This is a genomic window from Cupriavidus sp. GW822-FHT02D05, from assembly GCF_058802485.1.
This window is the reverse complement of record NZ_JBXAOE010000002.1, coordinates 134,694-157,380: the sequence shown is the minus strand read 5'-3', so window position 1 is coordinate 157,380 and position 22,687 is coordinate 134,694. Positions and strand designations below refer to the sequence as shown.

The following is a 22,687-nucleotide window of genomic DNA, read 5'->3' as shown; positions in this document are numbered from 1 at the left end:
CCATTCTCAAATGGAGGAGACCATGAGTAACGAAGTTGATGTTCAAAGGATCACACAGAACGCGAGATTCTCGCGCTTCCATGGCTTGATCCTGTTCTGGTGTGTTCTGATTCTCGTGCTCGACGGATACGACTTGGCCGTTGTGGGCGCGGCATTACCGTCCATCATGAAACAGATGGGGGTGGATGCAGCAAAGGCCGGATTCATGGCGAGCTCGGCCCTGTTCGGCATGATGTTTGGGGCGATTTACCTCGGCACGCTGGCCGACAAGATCGGCCGGCCTGTGTCGATTTGCGTATGCATCGCGCTGTTCAGTTTCTTCACAGCCGCGGCCGGACTGACGCACGATCCGTTGAGCTTCAGCATTACCCGGTTCTTCGCAGGTCTCGGGATTGGCGGCGTGCTTCCCATCGTGACTGCTCAGATGGGTGAATATGCTCCGCGCAAGATCCGAGCCCGTCTCGTCACCCTGGTGTTCGCTGGGTACTCGATCGGCGGCATCCTTGTGGCGCTCACCGGCAAGCAACTGATTGAAGCCTATGGCTGGCAGTCCGTGTTCTTCATCGCCGGCACGCCCATCCTGATCATTCCCTTCGTCTTGCTGACCATGCCTGATTCGCTGGCGTTTCTGGTGCAGCGAAACCGTGCCGAGAAGCTCGTACAACTGATCAGGAAGATCGCGCCGGAGGTTCAAGTCAGTAGCCAAGACCGGTTCGTCATGCCCCAAGAGGCGATGGTGACCAAAGCCCCGGTGGCCAAGCTGTTTCGGGATGGACGTGGATTCAGCACAGTCATGATCTGGGTCGCCTTCTTCATGGGGCTGTTCATGGTGTACTCGTTGAGTTCGTGGCTCACAAAGTTGATGGCCATGTCGGGCTATAGCCTTGGGTCCGCACTTACCTTTGTGTTGGTTTTCAACATTGGAGCCATGGTCGGTGCCGTGGGTGGTGGTTGGCTGGGCGACAAGTACAACATCAAATATGTACTGGTGGCCTTCTACGCGACCGGTGCAGTGTCGCTGGCGTTGATGGGTTACACGAAATCGACTGAGCTGCTCTTCCTTGTCGTGTTCGTCGTCGGTGCCTCCACCCTTGGAACACAGCTCCTGGCGTACGCATACGCCGGTGAGTTTTACCCCGCTTCGATTCGCTCGACCGGTGTGGGCTTTGCCTCCGGTATCGGCCGCCTCGGAGCGATCGCCGCACCCGTGCTGATCGGCATGCTGGTGGCGATGCGACTGCCTCTGGAGCAGAACTTCTTGGCGATCGGCCTTGCCGGCGTATTGGGCACCGTCGCGGTCATGATGATCGACCATCGCCGCAGCGCGGCCAACACACATGGCGCGCAAGCGCTTCCCTCACACTCCGACATCCCTTGGTCGGCAAGCAGTTGACCCATCACCCTCAGGAAATCATCCGATGCAGATCAGTAACAACGTATTCGTCGTAACCGGCGGTGGCTCTGGACTGGGAGCCGCAACTGCCCGATTGCTCTCTGAGCAAGGGGGCAAGGTGGTGATCGTCGACCTCCATCTGGAGGCCGTCGAAGCGTTGGCTGAGGAACTCCGCTGCGCGTCTGTCTGTGCCGACGTGACGAGCGAAGAGGGAGCAAAAGACGTATTCAAAGCAGCAACCGCGCTGGGAACATTGCGCGGCCTGGTGAACTGCGCCGGTATCGCGCCCGCGGAGAAGGTAGTAGGCAAGCAGGGGCCGCACGCAATGAGCTCGTTCTTGCGCACCCTCAACATCAACCTGGGCGGCACGTTCAATATGGTTCGGCTGGCCGCCGAAATCATGCAACAGGAGCCACCCGACGACGATGGCGAGCGCGGTGTGATCATCAACACTGCGTCGGTTGCTGCGTTCGACGGCCAGATTGGGCAGGCCGCCTACGCCGCCTCGAAGGGCGGTGTGGTTGCGATGACCTTGCCGCTCGCGCGGGAGTTGGCCAGGTCCGGAATTCGGGTCGTGACGATTGCTCCAGGGATCATGGAAACCCCGATGCTGCTCAAGATGCCAGCCGATGTGCAAGAGGCGCTGGGTCGGTCCGTTCCGTTTCCTTCGCGCTTGGGTAAGGCGACGGAGTTCGCGGGTCTGGTCGAGCACGTGCTTGGCAATGGCTACTTGAATGGCGAGGTCATCCGGCTCGATGGCGCCATCCGGATGGCGGCAAAGTAAATCACCAGAACGGAGACCGAACATGAGTACAAACGATCCAGTCGTCATTCTGTCCGCCGCACGCACGCCGATCGGTGGCTTCCAAGGAGATCTCGCAAGCCTGACAGCCCCGGAACTGGGCGGCTTCGCTATTCGCGCAGCTGTCGAGCGCGCGCGTATCGATGCTGGCGCGATCCAGGAACTGCTGATGGGTTGTGTTCTCCCGGCCGGCGTTGGTCAGGCTCCTGCGCGGCAGGCCTGCCTGAACGCGGGCCTTGCTGAATCGGTGACGTGTACGACGATCAGCAAGGTGTGCGGATCCGGCATGAAAGCCGTGATGCTGGCGCATGATTCGATCGCCGCTGGAACCAACGACGTGATGGTTGCTGGGGGGATGGAGTCGATGACTAACGCCCCCTATCTGCTTCCCAAGGCGCGCAAAGGGTATCGGCTCGGCCACGGGCAGTTGCTGGACCACATGTTCTTCGATGGATTGGAAGATCACTATCGAGACGACACACGCGGCCGGCTGATGGGTACGTTCGCCGAGGACTGTGCCGAGCGCTATGGATTCTCGCGCGAAGCCCAGGACGAATGGGCCATTCTCTCGACCCAGCGTGCGAAGGCGGCGATCGAACGCGGTGATTTCGCATGGGAAACGACGCCGATCACGGTCCAAGGTCGGACAGGGGAGGTCACGCTGCGGAGCGATGAGCAGCCGCCAAAGGTCAACCTTGAGAAGATCCGCTCGTTGAAGCCGGCCTTCAAAAAAGGGGGGTCGGTGACGCCGGCGAACTCAAGCTCGATTTCGGACGGCGCTGCTGCGTTGGTGCTGGCGCGGGAATCGACTGCCAGGAAGCTGGGTGTACAGCCGCTCGCCCGAATCGTTGGCCACGCGACGCATGCACAAGCGCCCGCGGACTTCACCACTGCTCCGGTGGGGGCCATCCAGAAGTTGCTTGGTCAGACCGGCTGGTCGACCGCAGATGTCGATTTGTGGGAAATCAACGAGGCGTTCGCTGTAGTCACGATGGCGGCGATTCATGACCTGCGCTTGGACCCTGAGACGGTCAACGTTCATGGTGGAGCGTGCGCTCTTGGGCATCCCATCGGTGCGTCTGGCGCACGGATCCTTGTGACACTTCTTGGCGCCCTCAGGGAGGCGGAAAAGAAGCGTGGCGTGGCAAGCCTTTGCATCGGTGGCGGTGAGGCAACCGCGGTGGCGGTCGAGTTGTTGTAAGGAAAGGCCACCTGCCTCGCATTCGACGCGAGGCAGGTGGCGTCGTGAAGTTGTTGGCCGGAGCCAAATGTGAGTGAAGTGGTTTTGCGAAAGGCGATCGACCGCGTCGGTCTGATTCAGATCAACAGCCCCGAAGCGCTGAATGCGCTCAATGACGATGTCATGAATGGAGTCGGGGCCGCTGTTGATGCGTACGAGCGGGACGACAACATCGGATGCATCGTCCTGACCGGCAATGAGCGCGCGTTTGCAGCGGGGTGCGGATGTTGCGCACATGAAGGATTTCGATTTCCAGGAGGTCTACCAAGGCAACTTCATCTCGAGAAATTGGGAGAGGGTTCGGGAAGCGAGAAAGCCAGTTGTGGCTGCGGTGTCGGGTTACGCGTTGGGTGGCGGATGCGAGCTGGCGATGATGTGCGATCTGATCTTTTCCTCAGACACGGCACGGTTCGGACAACCCGAAATCAAGATTGGAACGATGCCTGGTGCTGGCGGAACACAACGCCTGCCGCGGCTTGCCGGCAAAGCCAAAGCAATGGACCTGTGTCTGACCTCGCGCATGGTTGATGCGGCCGAGGCTGAGCGTTGGGGCATTGTCTCGCGGGTCTATCCCTGCGATCGACTACTCGACGAAACGCTGGAAGCTGCCAAGCTGATTGCCAGTTACTCGTTACCTGTAGTCATGATGATCAAGGAATCGATCAATCGTGCATACGAGTCATCTTTGAGCGACGGGCTGATTTTCGAGCGCCGCGCCTTTCATTCCACGTTTGGACTTGATGACCAGACGGAAGGGATGTCCGCCTTCCTGTCGAAACGGCAACCAGCATTCAAGCACCGCTGACAGCGGGTAAATGCTTAAGGTGTCGAGACCACAGAGCGGGTGGCATTCCAGAACGAAAACGACCGCCAGCTTGAACAAGGTTTTCTGCATATCAAGGAGTGGCCCAACCTGAATATGGCAGGGCTACTCCAACATCTTCGACTGAATACGGCTCGAAATTTCCAATCGTCTTGCGCAAGACAATCCTGAGCAGGCCCGATCGGTATGGTCGTCATCGAGGTGCTTCGCCGCCATGCTCGTCAGTGACGACGCACCTCGCAGGGCTATTTACTTGAACGAAAGCGACTCGTGGACAACTAGAAGTCCCGGCGTCCGCTAGGAGACAACGTCATGAAGTTCACCAAAGTCAGGCCGCAATGGCTTGCACCCACTGTGGCAACGCTATCGGCCTTGCTCGTCGTTGGTTGTGGAGGAGGCAGCGACTCTGTCGTAGCCGATGCCACGCCCCAGTTGACGCCAGCGCAGCAGTGCGCGGCGCTTCAAGGTTCAGCCGTACCAGCCTCCGCGATTGGTTTGCCAACGACTGGCGCCACGATCGCGTCGGCGACGCTCATTGCTGCCACGGCGTCGGGCAATACAAATGGCGAGTTCTGCAAGGTCTTGGGGGGGATTCATCCCGTGGACCCGGCCGCGCCGGACATCAAGTTCGAAGTTGATTTGCCGTCCACTTGGAACGGGAAATCTGTTCACTTCGGTGGCGGTGGGCTTGACGGGTCTGTCCCGGACACAACAGGCTTCACAAAAACCGGCTTCACATCCTATGGCGAACCGAAGGGGGTTCTGACTCCGCTGGCGCGCGGATATGTGACGCTTGGCAGCGATAGCGGGCATGAAGGAAGCTTTGGGGATGGCCGGTTCGCTCAGAACGATGAGGCGTTGGCGAACTATGCCGGCGACCACATCAAGAAAACGCATGATGTCGCTCTGTTTTTAACCAAGCAGCGCTACGGGGCGACGTTCGCGCATAGCTACTACATTGGTGGCTCTGGCGGCGGTCGCCAGGCGCTTATCGCTGCGCAGAAGTACGCGTCAGACTACGATGGCATCATTTCGACGTATCCCGCGTCCGGGATCATGGGGCTGGCCTACCAAATGGGGCGCATCTCTCAGGCGTTACTTGCCCCAGGCGGCTTCATCAACGCAAACAAGGCCGCTATGCTCAAGAAGGCTGTGATGTCGGCCTGTGACAGTCTGGACGGCGCGACAGACGGCCTGATCAGCAATCCGGGGCTTTGTACGTTCGATCCGGCGACTGTGCGATGCCCAGGGGGCGCCGACACGGGCGACACTTGCCTGTCTGACGTTCAGATCAGTACTGTCAATACCATGGCCACGCCGCTGAAGACAAATTTTGATTTCGCAAACGGTATTCACAGCATTCCTGGTTACAACATCCTCGCAGGCACCGATTTCTGGAGTGGCTTCTTGTTACCGTTGGGGGACTCTCCAGCAGACGCCGTACTGGACCCAGGGACAAATGCAACCGCACAATGGTCGTTCTTCTATGCCTTCCCGAATAGCCTCGTGCGATACGCTATTGCAAGGGATCCCTCGCTCGATTTGATGTCCTTCAACTTCACGGATCCAGGGCCGCTTACCGCTAGAACGCAGACGGTAAGTCAAATGATGGACTCCACGACTGTCAACCTCGACAACTTCAAGAACCGAGGTGGGAAGGTGATCCTTCAGCACGGGCAATCCGACCAGTTCATTCCGGCTCAAATGTCGATTGACTACTACAACCGATTGCTGGCGAACTATGGGCAGAATGCGCTGTCGTCATTCCTCAAGTTCTATCTGGTTCCCGGTGCCGCACATGGCACGGGCGGGCAGTTTGAGGCGGCATATGATGGGCTGACTGCTTTGGATAACTGGGTCACGAAAGGCACGGCTCCGCAGAATCTCGTCGTTACCGACTTGAACCCGCCCACCGCGGGGCGCACGCGGCCTCTGTGCGAGTACCCCCAGTGGCCAAAGTACGTCAGCGGGGACGTGAACGCCGCATCAAGCTATACGTGCACCAATTGATCCACTGCCTGTGACAACATTGTCACAGGCGGATCAAGTCACTTCACTACTTCAGTCCTCTTGTGCTGCCGGCCGAAAACACGAGGCCGGCAGCACATCCGCTAAGCGCAAGAGGCTTGTAGAGGTAGTCGGCGCGACAGAAATCCTTGCGGAAGGCGAGGTCGGGGGGGGAGATCGTCCTCCGCTAGCCGGTAGAGACGGTCGATTCCTGAAGGAAGCGACTACACAGTCGGAATCCTATAGGCGGGCGCCTGTAAGCCTGAAACCCCTCGCAGACAAAAGGTGATGATGGCCGAGCCGTGGGCGGCTGCCTGGACAGCATCGGCTGTAGCGTTGTTGGTGAGCGGTGCCACCAGGCCTTCGAAAAGGCAGCCGACTATGCAGTCTGCCGATGCGGCGGCATCCTGTGCAGGGAACTCGCCATTCGCCATGCCCTGCTCAATGATCGTCTTGAATACCCTGGCCAGTGCTCGGTGATAAGTGAGCCGGGCAGCCTCGACATCTGGCTCAACAGGTTCAGCGACTAGGGCGTAGGCTAAGCGTCGGCCTCGCAAAGCGCGACTCGCGAACGTCCATGCGGCCGCACCAAGACGTTCTAGTGCGGTCCCATCACGCATGGCGATACCAGCTACGACGTCGACTTCCCGTTGCGCCGTCGTTTTCACGAGTTCGACCAACAACTCGGTCTTGGACGGAAAGTAGCGGTACAACGTGCCGATCGCGATGCCTGCAGCCTCGGCAATCAACGACATCTGGGCTTCTCGGAACCCAGATTCCGCCACCAAATCTCGTGCGGCTTGGAGGATCAACGGATGTTTGTCGGCACCCCGCCGGCGAATCCGAATGCGCGGAGGGCTATGTGGAATTTCCATTTCAGTTATGCCTGCTTTTCGACGAGAAATTGTGCGGTACACCGCTCACCTTTATGGTGGCCATTATAGCGCCCTCCGTACAAACACCTAGCCGTGCTTCCCTTGACAGTATCCCTTTCGGGCCATAGTCTAAAGCGAATCCAAATTTCACTTAACAGAACGTCGAATCCCACTTGATCCCGACAGCTTCCCAGGTCGGAGGTCTGCCAAGGATCTGGAAGACTGGACTTCTGCACAGCGCTTGCCACATGCCAGCGGTATCAAGTCGGCGGCGGGTGCTCAGCGCAAACAGGTGATCATGCAACTGCGCAATACTGGCTCCAAATGATGAACCACGTGAATGGCATGCAAGCCAAGCGAGCGGAAGCGATGCGAGTTTCGCCCGTCGCCCTCTCGAAATCCAGCAGCTTGGTCGACTCCACCTTGCAGAATCGCAATGCTGGTTTTTGCAAGCCTGGCCATCTAAGTCTGGAGGCGTTTCTTTTGCAGGCGCCCTGGTGCTCGAATCTGACCTCTGAGCAGAAGACTCGAGTTATGCGTGATAGCTTTGACCGATCCTACGATGCTGGTGCCGTTGCGTGCCATCGAGGGGATCCTGCCGACCACTGGCTTGCGGTGATGGAAGGGATCGTGAAGGTCGATACCGCCTCGAGAGAGGGGCGGGTTATCACATTTGCGGGCGTTCCTGCCGGCTCGTGGTTCGGTGAGGGTGTTGTGCTGAAAGACGAGCCACGGCCCTATTCTGTTGTTGCGATCCGGGATAGTCGCCTAGCATTCGTACCCAAGTCGACATTCCTTTGGCTCCTTGAGCAGAGCCACTCGTTCAGCAGATACGTGATCGACCAACTCAACGCTCGATGTGGCTACTACGTTGGACTGGTGCACAACCTTCGGCTGCATGAAGCGTCTGCGCGGGTGGCATTCTGTTTGGCAGAGCTTTTCAATCAGCAGCTCTATCCAGCCACGGACAAGACGTTGGGCTTCTCCCAGGAGGAAATTGGGAGGCTTTGCGGGCTTTCAAGGCAGAACACGAATCGGGCCATCCGCGAACTGGAAGATGCAGGGTTAGTGGTTGCTGAGTATGGGTCGATTCAGATACTGGATTTGGCGGCATTGCGTAGATTCGCACACTCCGGGGATTGAAGAGGCGCAGCTGTAATCGGGTCCGCACGCTGATGCGCGAGGCGGATTTGCGCGCGCGATGGAAGACGTCCAACGCAAAGTCCTTGTGGCCGCAGCGCATGCTCATGCCACCGACAACGATCGGTCGATGCCCGCCCACAAAGGGCACATTCGGATCGACGGGTCGCTGCAGCCCCTCCTGGAGGAGTTCCTTCGAGTGGAAGGCGTATTCCGGGTACCGCTCTGGCAGCGGCCAGAATCCCGGCTCGGGCGCCCAAAGCGCCTCCATGGCCGGGCTTGGCCGGATGCAGGACGCGCCCCAGGCATGAGGGGTTGCGGCTCCAGTCGGGTGGGCGGCAGCGGCAGGGCAAGACCACGGTCTGCGGGCTCGGTCTCAATGCGGAGAAGCCATAGTGCACGGTAGTTCAGCCTATTTCGGTTTCCTACTCTAGAAAGAGTTAGCAGCCTCGTGCCGACTTTCTATAGCTCTTGCGACGTCGCACCACTCCCGGATTGCGTCGGCCACAACGCTTGGATCGCAAGTGGCGGCATCCGGAACGCATGCCAGAATGAGACCTTCGACATCAAATATCCCTTCCGCCCGTGCCCGCCAGGCATCGCGGTCGCGTCCTCCGTGAACCAGATCGTCCTCGGCTCTTCCCAACCCACAACAGCCACTCAATTTTCTTCGAAGCAGACGTTCGCATTGCGGTCTGGCCGTGAAATCTAGTCAGGCGGTAGCACCAATGCCCCGCAACCGGTATCGGCGACGAAGGTCGCAAGAAATCTCGCCGGGTGCGTCGGATCGGGATTCTCGGCGAACAGGTGAAGTGCGTGTGGCGGCTCGAACCATGTTTGTCCACTGACATAGTCGACGGGTCCTCCTCCCGCCAGTTGAGAGCGAATCGTCCCCTCGAGCACGACCGCCGTCACCGAGCCCGGGTGACGATGCGCGGGCGTAAAGCCGAGCGGCGGAAAGTCGACGATAGCCGTCGTCACCGACTTGCCCGGCGCGTCAGGCAGAGCTTCGCACGACAGAATTTTTACGGTCGAAGCGGGACGCCCCGTCGCCGTGGCATCCGGCGATGCACTGGACAGCAGCGGATCGCCACCGCTGCCACAAATGCCGGCGAACCAGTCGATCGCCGAACGGGGCGTCGCCGGACCCGGCAGCAGCAATGCTACTGCTATTGCCGCAAGCATCGTGGGATTGCCCGGCAGCCGCGGCAAGTGCGCGAGAAGCGGCAGAGCACGCGGGTTCATACATGCGCCCCCGATCGCAGGTCCTGCGACCAACCCAGCTCACGCTTCGCCTTTGCACTGGTGACCTCGGCGTCGTCCTGCGCAATGTTGTATATCCCCGATGTGCCCCGTTCGAGCGCTAGCAAAGCCGCAAACGCAGCGGCTTCGACGTGCAGCGGGCTTGAGCCGGCGGGTACATCGCAACCCGTGCCGGGCCCGTAAATCTGTCCATACCTGAGTACGGTCCCAGTCAGTGGCGCCGTTTCCAACACATGGCGCTCCAGTGCCGCGACGCCCCGCACGCTAGTACCGCGCGGGCTATGCGCATCGATATCGAGTGCGCAGCTTTCATCGTAGGGCGTCCCGCCTGGTCGATACGCCCACGCGATGCTTTGCGCAATCATCCGCTTGCTACCGGCTGAAATGGCCGCTGCAACCAGGTTACGCGTTCCTTCGTCGCGAATCCGGGCGTTGGCGGTCACCGCCTGAGCCATGCGGGCGGGATCCAGCCCGAACGGCAAATCGGTCAATTGATGAATCACGCTATGCGGCGCGATGCGACCCAACGCGTCGCGTAGCGCGTCCACATCGAATACGTCCACGACGACCGGCGTGACACCAGCGTCTTCGAGGTTCTTCGCCCGGTCGGGGCGCCGGGTGCTGCCGAACACCGTATAGCCCGCCGCGATTAGCAGGGGCACCAGTGCGGTGCCAATGGCGCCGCTTGCTCCGGCCACAAAAACCCTGTGCTTCATCTCTCTTCTCCTGTTTGCGATTGAGAACGATGCAACGGTATGTCGCATTTTTTGATGAAGAGCAGGATAGGGTTGTTAATGGTCGCAAAAAAGGTCCATTATCGAGAAATTGACTGAGCCAATATGGAAAGGCAACGATGCGCCGAGCCGAACAGATCGAACTTGCACTTGCGCCGCGACCGAGCGGGATGTCATTGCAACGCTGGCTATATGACGAACTGCGCACTGCCATTCTGATGGGCCGGCTGTCGTCAGGGGCGCGTCTACCTTCGTCGCGCGATCTCGCGGCACGTTTTGCGCTATCTCGCGGCACGGTACTAGGCGTGTTTTCACAACTCACGGCCGAAGGGTATCTGACGGGCGCTGTCGGACGAGGCAGTTTCGTCACGTCCGAATTGCCGGATCGACGTATCGACAGCAGCGATCGGCCGTCGATCAAGACGCGCGACGGATGGTCAGGCGCGCATGACCGCCATGGCGATAACGTTGACGACGCGCGACCACGTGCCATTGCGCTCTCGGCCCGCGGCCGTCTGCTTGCGCGAACCGCCTTTCAGGTGAGCGGCCGCACGAGTCCCGCTCGGGCTTTTCGTGCCAGCCAGCCCGATCTCGATGCGTTTCCGTTCGACCTGTGGGCGCGGCTGGCAGCGAAACGCACGCGCCGGACTCGACGAGATCTGCTTGGCGACGGTGAGGCGCAAGGATATCGGCCGCTGCGCGCGGCGATTGCCGAGTACGTGGGCATGTCGCGAGGTATTACGTGCACGGCAGATAGCGTCGTGGTGCTCGGCAGCGTCCAGCAGGCTATCGATTTGGGCGCGCGTCTGCTGCTCGATCCGGGCGACGCCGCGTGGATCGAAGATCCGGGATATCCGGGCGCGCGCTTCGTGCTCGAGGCCGCGGGCGCCCGGGTTGTCGGTGTGCCTGTCGATGCGGGGGGCATCGACGTGGAATGGGCACGACAGCACGCGCCCGACGCGCGTCTAGCCTACGTCACGGCAGGGCGGCAAGCACCGCTCGGACCGCCGCTCGCGCTTGAACGGCGATTGTCGCTGCTCGAATGGGCACGGGATCGAGACGCCGTCATCATCGAAGACGACTACGACAGCGAATACCGCTTCGAAGGCAATCCGCTGGCCGCAATGAAGAGCCTCGACCACGACGGACGCGTGATCTACTGCGGCACATTCAGCAAATTGCTGTTTCCTGGGTTACGGACCGCGTATGCGATCTTGCCTGACCGGTTTGTCGATCCGTTCGTGGCCGCGTTGTCGTTGACAGCGCGGCATGTCCCACTGGATCAGCAGTCGGTACTGCATGAATTCATCGCGGACGGCCATTTCGGGCGCCACATCCGGCGCATGCGCATGCTGTACGGCGAGCGTGCCGAAGCGCTGAAAAGCACTGCCGATCGGCGTCTTTCCGGACTGCTGCATGTTCCTCGAATCGTTGCGGGACTCGACGCGCCGGCCTTTTTGCCGCCCGGCATCGATGATGCCGACGTGGCGCGCCGCTTGGCGCGCGAGGGCATCGAGACACGACCATTGTCGCTCTACGCGATTGACCGTCCGGCGCCGTCGGGGCTGGTGTTGGGTTTTGCATCTGTCGGCAGCGACGCAATTGAGTCAGGGATGATCGCTCTTGCGCGTGTCCTGGCGCGTTAATTGTTCCGAACCGTTGTCATCTTTGGGAAGTGGGCCGGGCCGAATCGGTTGCCTTCGAGAGGATCACGACGCATCCGCTTCGGCACGATGAGTTTCGCGTTTGGGATTTCGTCGATCAGTCGGTTGTTGCCGCCCTCGATGGACTGCCCTATGTGCGGCACGAGCCCCGGTGCCACTCGGCCGGAAGTCAGGCGGCAGTCTTGCGCCCCACGTTGCGGATGAGCTGCGAAACACGACCCATGTACTGGTCGAAGAGCTGGTTCGCCTGCGCCTGATTGTCGATGGGCTGCGCGACGGCGCGGCCCTCGGCTTCCAGCTTGGCCCGGATCTCCGGCTTCGCCAGCGCTTCGCCGATCGCCTTGCGCAGCACTGCGATCCGGTCGGCAGGTGTGCCCTGCTTGACGAAGTAGCCCCCGCTGATCGCGTATTCGAAGTCGGGGACCTGCCGGCTTTGCGAGATCAGCGGAATATGCTTGAGCGGCGCGGGCAGCGACCTGGAGAAGCTTGTCAGCACCTTGAGCCGGCCCTGTTCCTGCATGCTGTCGAAGCTCGATTGATAGGGCAGGATGGCAAAATCCACCTCCCCGCCGGCAAGGCCCTGCAGCGCGGGGGCTGCCCCCTTGTAGGGCACGTGCAGGAAGGGCGCGCCGATGCGGGCGCCGAGTGCGTCGCCCATCAGGTGATAGATCGAGTCGATGCCGACGGTCGCGTAGGTCAGCGGCTTGCTCTTGTTCTGTTTCGCCACGTCCAGGAACTTGTCCAGCGAGTCGGCCGGGATGCCGCTGCGGATGAGGAGCACGATGCTGGCGTCGCTAATCGGGGCGGCAAGCATGAAGTCCTGGGGCTTGTAGCGGGCCGCTGGATTCAGCAGCGGGGAAAGGAACACTTCGTTGATCGAGCCGTGAAAGAAGGTGTACCCGTCAGCCGGCGCGGCCAGTACCTTATTGGCACCGATCAGCCCGGTGCCGCCTCCGTAGTTTTCGACGACTACCTGCTGCTTCACGCTCTTGCCGATGGATTCCCCGAAGATGCGCGCGGACGTATCGCTGGCACCGCCAGCGGGGTAGGGAACCACCAGCGACAGCGGCCGGCTCGGGAAGGTCTGCTCCGCAAAGGCGGGCAGGCCGGCAAGTACCGTCGAGCCTGCGGTCAGGCCAGCGTATTGGAGGAAGCGGCGGCGCGTCTGTGTGGTCATGGTTGTCTCCCGTTATTGAATTTGTCAGGCGAGGTAGCTTTGCGTCAAGCTGGCCCAGAACGCTGCGCCTACCGGCAGGGCCCTGTCGTTGAAGTCGTACAAGGGGTTGTGGACCATGCAGCCGCCATCCTGGCCGAGGCCGTTGCCGAGCCGGATGTAGGCGCCGGGGCGATGCTCCAGCATGCAGGCGAAATCCTCGCTGCCCATCACGGGTCCGCGGGACACGACGTTGTCCTCACCCAGCAGCCGGACCGCCACTTCCCGCGCGCGCTCCGTCTGGCGGTCGTGATTGACCAGCACCGGATACTTGCGCTCATAGACGACTTCGGCCTGAAGCTGGAAGCTGCGCGCCTGAGCCGCCACGAAGTCCCGCAGGCGCGTTTCGATGTGGGTGCGCACCTTGGGGTCGAGCGCTCTCACCCCGATCTTGATCGTCGCGCTCTCAGGCACCACGTTGTAGGTTGCGCCCGCCTGGATGGAGCCCACGGTGATGACCGCCGACTTCAGCGCGTCGATCTCGCGGCTTACGATGGACTGCAGCCCGAGCACCATGCTGGCCGCGCCCTGCATCACGTCGATGCCATGGTGTGGCATGGCACCATGGGCCGAGCGGCCGGTCAGCGTCACCGTGGCACGGTCGAACGAGGCCATGGCCGGACCGGCGATGAGGCCGATCTGGCCGACCGGCAGGCCCGGGGCGTTGTGCAGGGCGTAGATCTCATCACAGGGGAAGCGCTCGAACAGACCGTCCTCCAGCATGCGCAGCGCGCCGCCTTCGTTTTCCTCGGCGGGCTGGAAGATCAGGTTCAGCGTCCCGTTGAAGTCGACGGACTCGGCCAGATGCCGCGCGGCGCACAGGAGGATGGCCGTGTGTCCGTCGTGCCCGCAGGCGTGCATTTTTCCGGGCAGGGTGCTGGCATAGTCCAGCCCCGTCTTCTCCTGGATAGGCAGCGCATCCATATCGGCGCGAATGCCCAACGTCCGCGTTCCCTGGCCCTTGCTTAGCCTGCCGACCACGCCGGTCGTGCCCAGGCCGCGATGGACCTCGTAGCCCCAGGCTGCCAACAGCTCCGCGACGAGGTCACCGGTGCGCCGCTCTTCGAACGCCAGCTCGGGATGCGCGTGGATCTGGCGGCGAATCGCGACGAATTCTGGCGCGATGGCCTCGATGGATCGTCTCAAGTGGGCGCGGGCGGATTCGGTCATGGTTGTCGTCGATCAAGGTGGTTCACGCCATTATCTGCAGATGTGTCCGTCGCATCCATGACAGCTGAGGGGACGAATTGTTGTATAAATGACAACATTCGAACCACAACATTTGAGATGTCGGCGCAATGGAAGAACGGATGGGAGACGTGCTGGATCGGAAGCGGGCGCTGTGCCTGCTCCAGATCATCGAGACGGGGTCGGTGCGCGGCGCGGCGGATGTGCTCTCGGTGGACCCGTCGATGGTGAGTCGCGCCGTGGCCAAACTGGAGCAGGACACGGGCCTGACGCTGCTGGAGCGGCGCGGGCGGGGCGTCGTCGTCACCGACGCCGGGCGCATGCTCGCCCTGTTCGCCCGCCGCCAGCAGGATCTGCACGACACATTCCTCGCCGAGGTCAACAGCCTGAAGAACGCCCAGCGCGGGCACATCGAGCTGATATTTGGCGAGGGCTTCATCGACATGGTGCTCGAGCCGGTGCTGCGCGACTTCCTGATCGGGCATCCTGACGTGACCTACAACGTCCGGGTGGCCGGGACCGAGGAAACGGTCCGCTGCATCGTGGAAGACATGGCACACATTGGCCTGGTGTTCCAGCCGCCCAACGACGCGCGCCTGCGCTCGCATTATTCGCGGCTGTCCCCGATCCGCGTTCACGTTAGCAAGGGCCACCCCCTGGCGCACCACCGCAGCGCGCTGACCTTGGTGGAACTGGCGCAGCACCAGGGCGCGGCGCTGGTCGAGTCGTTCGGCGTGCGCAAGCACGTGCAGGCAGCGGAACTGGACGAGCACATCACCCTGAAGCCGATGCTCGTCACCAACTCGTTCAAGGTGCTGTGGGAATTTGCAGCGATGGGGCTCGGCTACATCATGACGCCACGCTCGATTCCGCTGAAGGGCGCACAGTTCACCGACCTGATATCGCTGCCGCTTGCCAATCCGATCCTGAACAACAGCCGGATCCACGTCGTCACGCGAGCCGGACGGCCGCTCTCGCCAGTCGCCACCAGCCTGTTGCGGCACGTGGTCAAGGCGTTTCCGAAACTATGACTAACCAACCTGGCAAGCGCGGCGGCGGCAAGCCACAGTCCGCCTGCGAATTGCAGAGAAGGCGGACAACGCCCCCGCCATTGCACGCCGCGTTCGATCCGCCACCGCGAGCCAAGGTGATTGTGGTCACGGTGCATGGCTTACCGCGCGGGAAGGCCATGTGTGGGGCGGACCGGGCAGCGGCATATTGCAGCCCGCAGATTTCTGCCTGATCCGAACAGGCAGATGCCGGAATCGTACACGCCATGTGGCCCGTCTCCCCTAAATTGACGACGCTTGGATCGCTTCCTCCTGTGCGGAAGGCCATGCAAGCGACAACCATAAGCGCGGAAGACGGTTGGGCGAGGTGATGAAAGCACGCATCTTCGACCCGCTGGGCATGGTGGAAATCAAGTTCGGGCTGACCGAATCCATGAAGGCCCGCCGCGTGACGATTCACGAACGCGCCGCCGACGGCAAGCTGACCCCGCTGCCAGACCTCGTGCTGCCCGAGCCGCCGCCGATGGATATGGGCGGCCACGGCCTGTACGCCACCGTGGGCGAGTACATGACGTTCATCCGCATGATCCTCAATGACGGGGCCGAGCCCAACGGCCGCGTGCTCAAGGCCGAAACCGTGGCGCAGATGTGCCAGGATGGCCTGGCTTCGATGGGCCTTTCGGTGGGCAACTGGACGACCTCCAATCCCTCCCTGGCCAATTCCGGCGAGTTCTTTCCAGGGCTCGACGAAGTCGGGCGGCGACTTGGCTTGCTCAAGACGGTCGCACGCGTGTTACCCGACCCGCGCCAACCGTCTTACGTAAGCTCAAGTGAACGGCTCTAAATGGATGAACGATTCCATCAATTCGTTGCATCGACCGGTTGAACCCGCACCCCATTTCGGATATGCGCCGGCACTGATTCTTCGCTGACCAATTAGCCTGCCGGTTCAGCTCTCTCAGGTCATGTTCGATCTCCCGATCAACATGATCTCCGGCCCGTGAGCTATCGAGCCAGATCGCGTCGACATCCGTTTTCGGCCATGTGGACGGCGCGCCGACGAGATCGCCCCAACCGCCCTTGAGGAAGGCGCCAGCCGAGAGGAGGCGACATTGGCTGATCCGCGAGCGCGTTCTGGCCGGCAGTCTCTACGCCACGTGGCCGCAGACACCACACCTGTCACGCAAGGTGCGGCTGGCCGTGGATACGCTGGCCGAAGCCTTGCCCGCGCGCATGGATTGATTTGCCGCTTGTGCTGCGCCGTCTCTGCGTACCTGTTGACTTCGGGTATCCCGAAATGCCGCCGAGCCGATCGACCATACCAAAGGATGATTGGTATATCAGACGCTTTGCGAAGATACTCCAGCAAAGCCAGTTCATCCAACATCCCACATCGTGCAGTGGAGGCAGGAACCATGACACACGGCACCGCCCAGATTGGATCGACGCCCTATCGCACGAACATCGTCGTATCCGGCCACGCAATCACGGCCGATGAACCCCACGCGCGCGGCGGGCAAGGTGCCGGACCGGCCCCTTACGATTTACTGCTTGCAAGCCTGGGAGCGTGCACCGCCATCACGCTCAAAATGTATGCCGAACGCAAAGGTTGGGCCCTTGAGTCGCTCGATGTCTCCCTGCGGCTAGTCGGGACGGACGAGTGGCGCATCGAGCGGACGCTAGTGATCAGAGGCCTGGAGGACAGCCAGAAAGCGCGTCTGGCGGAAATTGCCGAGCGCACGCCCGTCACGAAAACGTTGAGCCCCGGGTTGCCGATCGAAACTCGCCTGGCGTGACGCTGACCGGGTTCACGCGAAGCCGACGGTGCTTGGCAATAAACCCACCGGACGCCGCTCTCGAGAGGAGAACGCTCGTATGATCGAGCAGCACGCAGACGGTGTCGGAGAGCGCAGGCACCAGATATTCCCCGTCCTGACACCGATCCAGGTTGAGGCGGCGCGCCGGTTCGCAAGCGGTCCGCCGCGATATTTTGCGGCGGGTGAGATTGTCTTCGCCACGGCAGACAGGAATGTGCCCGTCTGGCTCGTGCTGGATGGCTCGATCGACGTTCTGCGCCGGGATGGCCTTGACGAGGAAGCGCCAATCACCACCCATCGCGCAGGGCAGTTCACGGGAGAAGTCAGCCAGATTGACGGCCGTGCGTCGCTCGCCTCGGCGCGAGCCGGTCGTGGCGGCGCCACCCTGCTTCCGTTCGATCCGCCGTATTTGCGAGCGCTGATGATCGGATCGGCGGAGGTCGGTGAGATCGTCATGCGCGCGCTGATCTTGCGCCGTGTCAGGCTGATCGAACACGGCGGCTCGGGCACGATCCTGATTGGTGCGCCAGACGATGCGCATCTTCTGCGCCTCCAAGGCTTCCTGACCCGCAGCGGCTATCCCAACCACGTCATGGATCCCAAAGTCGATGGTGGGGGCCGCAGCTTTATCGAGCGGATGGCGCTTCTCCCCACCGACCTGCCGCTGGTGGTCTGCCCTGGCGGCAGCGTGCTGAAGCGGCCCGATGAGCGGGAGCTGGCGGCCTGTCTCGGCATCATCCCCAAGCTCGGGCAGCAGAAGACCTACGACGTTGCCATCGTCGGCGCGGGACCGGCCGGGCTGGCCGCAGCGGTCTATGGCGCGTCGGAAGGCCTCTCGGTGGTCGTTCTGGACGAGCGTGCCATGGGCGGCCAGGCCGGCGCGTCGGCGCGAATCGAAAACTATCTTGGCTTTCCTACCGGCATCTCCGGGCAGGCGCTCGCTGGCCGCGCATTCACCCAGGCCCTCAAATTCGGTGCTGAGGTGGCCATCCCTGTGAGCGTGGTGCGGCTCGATCGCTACGAGAATCGGCTGGCGCTCAAGCTTTCGGACGACTCGACGGTGGCAGCGCGTACCGTCGTGATTGCCTCGGGCGCCGCCTACCGACACCCCGACATTGCCGGTCTCGCACATTTCGAGGGCTCCGGCGTTTCCTATTGGGCGTCCCCAATCGAAGCCCGCTTGTGTGCTGGCAAGGAAATCGCTCTTGTCGGCGGCGGTAACTCGGCGGGCCAGGCAATCGTGTTTCTCGCGCCACACGTGAAGCGACTTCACGTGTTCGTCAGGCGAGACCTGTCGGCGACCATGTCCCGCTACCTCATCGACCGCATCTCGGCACTGTCCAACGTAGAGATTCATGTCGGTACGGATCTGACCGAACTTGCCGCCAGTGGCGACAGGCTCGCCAGCGCTACTGTTCGCGATCGCGCCAGCGGCACCTCGACACACTATGCGATCTGCCACCTGTTCCTGTTCATCGGTGCGACGCCGCATACCCGCTGGCTCAATGGCTCGGTTGCGACGGACGACAAGGGTTTCATTCTTACTGGCGCATCGGACGCATCGCTCGAGACCAGCATGCCTGGCGTCTTTGCAATCGGCGACGTCCGCGCTGGCTCGACCAAGCGAGTTGCCGCCGCAGTCGGCGATGGCGCCGCTGCCATCTCCCAAATCCACGCTTACCTCAGCAGACTGTCAAAGGAAGTGGCATGAAGACCTGTGACCATACGGATACGATCCGTGATGTCGTGCCAAGCGCCCTGGGTTGCGAAGAGTGCCTCAAGGTGGGCAGCCCGTGGGTGCATCTTCGGCTGTGCCGAACCTGCGGTCACGTTGGCTGCTGTGATAACTCTCCACTCAAGCATGCCCGCGCGCATTTCGAGAAAACCGGGCACCCAATCATTGAGGGATATGACCCCCCTGAGGGATGGGGGTGGTGCTACATCGATCGGGAAGAGATCGCGCTCCCGGACCAGACGCCGCAGCGACGACCCATCCCACGGTTCGTCTGACGGAGCGCTAACCGGGCCTGTATGAATGCTTATGGCCTGGCAGAGGCGCAGAGGTGCAGTCGTATCCCTCACCGTACTCCGGAGTGTCCGTTCGGTGGGCTCATGTATTCAAAATATTTGAATAATATATCCGTGAATCGATCACTTTGAGCAAAGCTATCGACGCTATAGTTCCGTCCATGGCAGCACAGAAACAAATTTACGCCGCGAAGAAACATCAGCCAAATTGAATCACATCGAATGGAGAGAACGCCATGTCCAACGCCAAGCTCGAAGTCCTGACCCCGCACAACAGCCAGATCATCTTCATCGACCATCAACCCCAGATGGCCTTCGGCGTGCAGTCGATGGACCGCCAGACCATGAAGAACAACGTGGTTGGCCTGGCCAAGGCGGCCAAGATCTTCGACATCCCGACCACCATCACCACGGTCGAGTCTGACTCGTTCTCGGGCTATACCTACCCCGAACTGCTCGACGTGTTCCCGGGCAAGCAGACGCTCGAGCGCACCTCGATGAACTCTTGGGACGACCAGAAGGTGCGCGACGCACTGGCCGCCAATGGCCGCAAGAAGGTGATCGTCGCCGGCCTGTGGACCGAGGTCTGCAACACCACGTTCGCGCTGTGCGCGATGCTCGAAGGCAACTACGAGATCTACATGGTGGCCGACGCCTCGGGCGGCACCACCAAGGAAGCGCACGACTACGCGATGCAGCGCATGGTGCAGGCCGGCGTGGTGCCGGTGACCTGGCAGCAGGTCCTGCTGGAATGGCAGCGCGACTGGAAGAACCGTGACACGTACGACGCGGTAATGAAGGTGGCCAAGGAACACTCGGGTGCTTACGGCATGGGCGTGGACTACGCCTACACGATGGTCCACAAGGCCGAGCAGCGCACCGCCACGAAGCACGAGTCGCTGGCGCCGGTCCATGCGCAGGTGATCGAGCGCTAATACTGCATTCGCGGGCTGGACGTTCCAAGGGGCGTCCAGTCATTTCAGAGACCGGGCCGACTGCCCACTTCAATCCCGACTGACGATGAAGAGCGTAAGGAAGATTGCTAGCAAATGGGAGTTCGCCGCATTCGCGTTTGCGAGCGGATTCCTGAAGCATGCCCATACGTCATCTTCTCTCGGCATCCTCGCTGGCACGCTAGCTGTGGGCGGATTGATCGCAGACCGCGGCATGAAACAAGATCGCGGTCTCAAATGAACAAGAGAACTCCCATGTCCAAACTACCGTTGCTCGACCCCGCCGATTGCGCATTGATCCTCGTTGATGAACAGGCGGGCCTTGCGTTCGCCGCGGGTTCTCAAGACCCCCAGATTCTGCGCAGTAATGGCCTTGCGCTCGCGAAGACCGCGGTCGCCTTTGACTTGCCGGTTGTGGTCTCCACTTCAGCCTCGAAGGTGTACAGCGGCCCATTGATGCCGGCTTTTAGAGACGTGCTGCCAAACGTCACGCCGATTGAGCGCCGCAACATGAATCTTTGGGAAGACGATGCAGTGCGCGGCGCGATTACGGCTACCGGAAAGCGTACGCTGATCATCGCGGGCATGCTGACGGAGGCTTGCGTGAGCTTCCCGGTGCTGTCAGCGCTGTCCGAGGGATATCAGGTATACGTTGCGGCCGATGCTTGCGGCGGGCTGACACCAACAAGCCATGATCTTGCGTTGCGACGGATGGCTTGCGCTGGCGCAGTCATGACTTCCTGGCTCCAGGTCCTTCTCGAATTCCAGAGGGATTGGACCCGTCATGACACCTATGAGAAGGCTCGCTCGATCGTGGTCGAGCATGGTGGCGGGTATGGCACGGGCCTCGCCTATGCGCGTGACATGATCAAACCGACATGAACGTCCTCGATGCAGGCGCCACCGGGAGTGCGATGAACCCGACTACCTTCAATCCGCAGGAAATCGTGACGAGCATCATTGTTCACGAGGTCGAGCCCGACGCCGCCGAGCAGTATGAAGCGTGGCTCGCGGACATCCGAGCCGCATGCTCCAGGTTTTCCGGCTACCTAAGCACCGATGTGATCCGTCCGGTCGGCACGAGCCGCGAGTATGCGACCATTGTCCGCTTCGCCGACTTCAGGAGCCTCAACGCTTGGATGGAATCCGATGTGCGTCGCCAACATATTGAGAGAATGCGGTCATCGCTGCGGCAAGGCGACCGATACGAGATCAGGACTGGCCTCGATTTCTGGTTCACTCCAAAGAACGCACGGGTCAAGATCCCAACCGCGTGGAAGCAGTGGCTCATCACGTGGAGCGCCATCCTGCCGCTCAGCATCGTCGTGCCATGGGGCGTCGTGCCGGTGCTTGCGCGCCTCGGTTTCGCCCATGACTCGTTCATCGACAAGGCAGCCGTCGCGGCGGCCATCGTGTTCCTGATGGTTTACGTGGTGATGCCGCGCTATACACGGCTCGTTGCACACTGGCTGTTCAAATGATCAGTGCGTACTTGGTGCGCAGCAGCGGCGTTCAGGCCGCGCATCGTGGAGAGTTGGAGTATCCGATCGGCGTCGTGCACCTTAAGTACGAGGTGATAGAGACAATCAAGGGAGACTCTGGACAGCTAACAGACCTTCACTTCAGGCTGTATGGCAACCCTGATTCCGAGACAACCATTCAAATGTATCTTCCTGGTTGTTCGATCGCGCATCTCGTAGGCCCAGCGTTAATGCGGCATTGCCGTCGAATTGGTCAGCTGTTTGCCCAGGTCGATAACGAGCAACGGTGGAGGGTGACGCTTGCGTCTTCAAACGACACGGCCAGCGCTCCGCGGACTTCGGGCCCGAGTACGAGGTCAAGGCACGTCCAGCCGGAAATGGTTGTGCCGTTATGCGAAGCACACCAGCGGCCCTCGCCGCGTAGCAAGTCGTCTTCGGTCGTATAGGCGTTCGGCTCGCCGGAGAGGCCCGTGCCGAGCGCCTTCAGCAGGGCTTCCTTTCGGATCCAGATACTGAGCAGGGTTGCAGCCAAATCAGGTCGTGTCGGGTCAAGCACCTTCTCCTCGATCGGAGAGAATAGTCCGCGTCCAACGCCCGTAACGTCTACGCCGTCAATCCGCCGCTCCACGTCCACACCGACGCAGCAATCCCATGCGAAAGCGAGCAGCGTCATCCCGTCAGTGTGGGAAACACTGAACGCGAGCCTTGCAGCGTGCGGCCACTGCAAGGCGGGCTTGCCAAACGGCGCAACACTAAAGCGCAGGGATTCGGGTTTGCAGGTCAGGTAGCCGCCGATCAGCCAGCGGAGAAGGCTCCGCCGGGCAATGAAGTGATTGCGATGCCTTTCGTGTCTGTAGGCTCGGGCACGCTGTCGCTCATCCGGCGAAAGCGTGTGGGCAAGCGTCGAACATACCGGGTCGATAAGAGCGTCATGCAGTACCCACACATGTACGGCTCCTTCCGGCAACGTGAGGCGGCTCGGATCAGGCAGTAGAAGAGATGCGGTACGTACCACGTTCCGTGCGGTGACAATATCGTGCTGCATGCCGTTCGATC

21 protein-coding genes and 1 pseudogene are annotated in these 22,687 nt (G+C 61.2%); 15 read left to right on the top strand and 7 right to left on the bottom strand.

The window, feature by feature from the left end:
• The first annotated feature begins 22 nt into the window (after positions 1 to 22).
• The 5 genes and pseudogenes from AC1RQK_RS03115 to AC1RQK_RS03095 all read left to right on the top strand — a co-directional run bounded on the left by AC1RQK_RS03115 (position 23) and on the right by AC1RQK_RS03095 (position 6,268).
• Complete coding sequence (locus AC1RQK_RS03115; RefSeq protein WP_492807618.1) at positions 23 to 1,393, top strand: MFS transporter; 1,371 nt, start codon at positions 23 to 25, stop codon at positions 1,391 to 1,393.
• Positions 1,394 to 1,418: 25 nt separating this feature from the next.
• A complete protein-coding gene (locus tag AC1RQK_RS03110) occupies positions 1,419 to 2,177 on the top strand; it encodes an SDR family NAD(P)-dependent oxidoreductase (protein WP_492807616.1) in 759 nt (252 codons plus the stop codon).
• A 22-nt stretch (positions 2,178 to 2,199) separates the two neighbouring features.
• On the top strand, positions 2,200 to 3,396 hold the full coding sequence (locus tag AC1RQK_RS03105) for an acetyl-CoA C-acyltransferase (protein WP_492807615.1): 1,197 nt from the start codon (positions 2,200 to 2,202) through the stop codon (positions 3,394 to 3,396).
• A 69-nt stretch (positions 3,397 to 3,465) separates the two neighbouring features.
• Positions 3,466 to 4,240, top strand: a pseudogene (locus tag AC1RQK_RS03100) (enoyl-CoA hydratase).
• 330 nt (positions 4,241 to 4,570) lie between these two features.
• Positions 4,571 to 6,268: a tannase/feruloyl esterase family alpha/beta hydrolase gene (locus AC1RQK_RS03095; RefSeq protein WP_492807613.1), complete on the top strand. Its 1,698-nt coding sequence runs from the start codon at positions 4,571 to 4,573 to the stop codon at positions 6,266 to 6,268.
• A 221-nt stretch (positions 6,269 to 6,489) separates the two neighbouring features.
• On the opposite strand, the gene AC1RQK_RS03090 is transcribed toward AC1RQK_RS03095, so the two are convergent.
• Complete coding sequence (locus AC1RQK_RS03090; RefSeq protein ID WP_400102049.1) at positions 6,490 to 7,140, bottom strand: TetR/AcrR family transcriptional regulator; 651 nt, start codon at positions 7,138 to 7,140, stop codon at positions 6,490 to 6,492.
• Between the two features lie 345 nt (positions 7,141 to 7,485).
• On the opposite strand from AC1RQK_RS03090, the gene AC1RQK_RS03085 reads away from it, so the two are divergent.
• Positions 7,486 to 8,283, top strand: coding sequence for a Crp/Fnr family transcriptional regulator (locus tag AC1RQK_RS03085; protein WP_492807611.1), 798 nt, complete (start codon positions 7,486 to 7,488; stop codon positions 8,281 to 8,283).
• A 705-nt stretch (positions 8,284 to 8,988) separates the two neighbouring features.
• Here the strand turns inward: AC1RQK_RS03085 and AC1RQK_RS03080 are convergent.
• Positions 8,989 to 9,525, bottom strand: coding sequence for a cupin domain-containing protein (locus AC1RQK_RS03080; protein ID WP_492807609.1), 537 nt, complete (start codon positions 9,523 to 9,525; stop codon positions 8,989 to 8,991).
• Positions 9,522 to 10,259 carry an NAD-dependent epimerase/dehydratase family protein gene (locus AC1RQK_RS03075; protein WP_492807607.1) on the bottom strand — a complete coding sequence of 246 codons (738 nt, stop codon included), beginning with the start codon at positions 10,257 to 10,259 and terminating at the stop codon, positions 9,522 to 9,524. The genes AC1RQK_RS03080 and AC1RQK_RS03075 overlap by 4 nt, the downstream gene beginning before the upstream one ends.
• Positions 10,260 to 10,396: 137 nt before the next feature.
• Between AC1RQK_RS03075 and pdxR the strand changes: the two genes are divergently transcribed.
• A complete protein-coding gene (pdxR, locus tag AC1RQK_RS03070; RefSeq protein WP_492807605.1) occupies positions 10,397 to 11,923 on the top strand; it encodes a MocR-like pyridoxine biosynthesis transcription factor PdxR in 1,527 nt (508 codons plus the stop codon).
• A gap of 187 nt (positions 11,924 to 12,110) precedes the next feature.
• On the opposite strand, the gene AC1RQK_RS03065 is transcribed toward pdxR, so the two are convergent.
• Complete coding sequence (locus AC1RQK_RS03065; RefSeq protein ID WP_492372821.1) at positions 12,111 to 13,118, bottom strand: Bug family tripartite tricarboxylate transporter substrate binding protein; 1,008 nt, start codon at positions 13,116 to 13,118, stop codon at positions 12,111 to 12,113.
• 24 nt (positions 13,119 to 13,142) lie between these two features.
• Complete coding sequence (locus AC1RQK_RS03060; RefSeq protein WP_492372822.1) at positions 13,143 to 14,324, bottom strand: M20 aminoacylase family protein; 1,182 nt, start codon at positions 14,322 to 14,324, stop codon at positions 13,143 to 13,145.
• Between the two features lie 140 nt (positions 14,325 to 14,464).
• Here AC1RQK_RS03060 and AC1RQK_RS03055 point away from each other — a divergent pair, with 140 nt between their 5' ends.
• Together AC1RQK_RS03055 and AC1RQK_RS03050 are read left to right on the top strand one after the other, a co-directional pair.
• The gene (locus AC1RQK_RS03055; RefSeq protein WP_492372823.1) at positions 14,465 to 15,373 is read left to right on the top strand and encodes a LysR family transcriptional regulator; all 909 of its coding nucleotides are present in this window, start codon (positions 14,465 to 14,467) and stop codon (positions 15,371 to 15,373) included.
• Between the two features lie 349 nt (positions 15,374 to 15,722).
• Positions 15,723 to 16,196, top strand: a complete 474-nt coding sequence (locus AC1RQK_RS03050) for a serine hydrolase (protein ID WP_492372824.1) — start codon at positions 15,723 to 15,725, stop codon at positions 16,194 to 16,196.
• Here AC1RQK_RS03050 and AC1RQK_RS03045 read toward each other — a convergent pair.
• Positions 16,126 to 16,473 (bottom strand): nucleotidyltransferase family protein, encoded by a 348-nt coding sequence (locus tag AC1RQK_RS03045; protein WP_492807860.1) that lies wholly within the window; start codon positions 16,471 to 16,473, stop codon positions 16,126 to 16,128. The two genes, AC1RQK_RS03050 and AC1RQK_RS03045, sit on opposite strands and share 71 nt — an antisense overlap.
• A 294-nt stretch (positions 16,474 to 16,767) precedes the next feature.
• Between AC1RQK_RS03045 and AC1RQK_RS03040 the strand changes: the two genes are divergently transcribed.
• The 6 genes from AC1RQK_RS03040 to AC1RQK_RS03015 all read left to right on the top strand — a co-directional run bounded on the left by AC1RQK_RS03040 (position 16,768) and on the right by AC1RQK_RS03015 (position 21,631).
• Complete coding sequence (locus tag AC1RQK_RS03040) at positions 16,768 to 17,148, top strand: OsmC family protein (protein WP_492372825.1); 381 nt, start codon at positions 16,768 to 16,770, stop codon at positions 17,146 to 17,148.
• Positions 17,149 to 17,227: 79 nt separating this feature from the next.
• Positions 17,228 to 18,880 carry an FAD-dependent oxidoreductase gene (locus AC1RQK_RS03035; protein WP_492372826.1) on the top strand — a complete coding sequence of 551 codons (1,653 nt, stop codon included), beginning with the start codon at positions 17,228 to 17,230 and terminating at the stop codon, positions 18,878 to 18,880.
• Positions 18,877 to 19,179, top strand: coding sequence for a UBP-type zinc finger domain-containing protein (locus AC1RQK_RS03030; RefSeq protein ID WP_492372827.1), 303 nt, complete (start codon positions 18,877 to 18,879; stop codon positions 19,177 to 19,179). Before AC1RQK_RS03035 ends, AC1RQK_RS03030 begins: the two co-directional genes overlap by 4 nt.
• A 254-nt stretch (positions 19,180 to 19,433) precedes the next feature.
• On the top strand, positions 19,434 to 20,132 hold the full coding sequence (locus AC1RQK_RS03025; RefSeq protein WP_013953087.1) for a hydrolase: 699 nt from the start codon (positions 19,434 to 19,436) through the stop codon (positions 20,130 to 20,132).
• Between the two features lie 273 nt (positions 20,133 to 20,405).
• Positions 20,406 to 21,032 carry a hydrolase gene (locus AC1RQK_RS03020; protein WP_150987658.1) on the top strand — a complete coding sequence of 209 codons (627 nt, stop codon included), beginning with the start codon at positions 20,406 to 20,408 and terminating at the stop codon, positions 21,030 to 21,032.
• The gene (locus tag AC1RQK_RS03015) at positions 21,029 to 21,631 is read left to right on the top strand and encodes an antibiotic biosynthesis monooxygenase (RefSeq protein WP_492372828.1); all 603 of its coding nucleotides are present in this window, start codon (positions 21,029 to 21,031) and stop codon (positions 21,629 to 21,631) included. Before AC1RQK_RS03020 ends, AC1RQK_RS03015 begins: the two co-directional genes overlap by 4 nt.
• 253 nt (positions 21,632 to 21,884) lie before the next feature.
• Here AC1RQK_RS03015 and AC1RQK_RS03010 read toward each other — a convergent pair whose 3' ends face one another.
• Positions 21,885 to 22,676, bottom strand: a complete 792-nt coding sequence (locus AC1RQK_RS03010; RefSeq protein ID WP_492372829.1) for a 4'-phosphopantetheinyl transferase family protein — start codon at positions 22,674 to 22,676, stop codon at positions 21,885 to 21,887.
• Between the last annotated feature and the right edge of the window lie 11 nt (positions 22,677 to 22,687).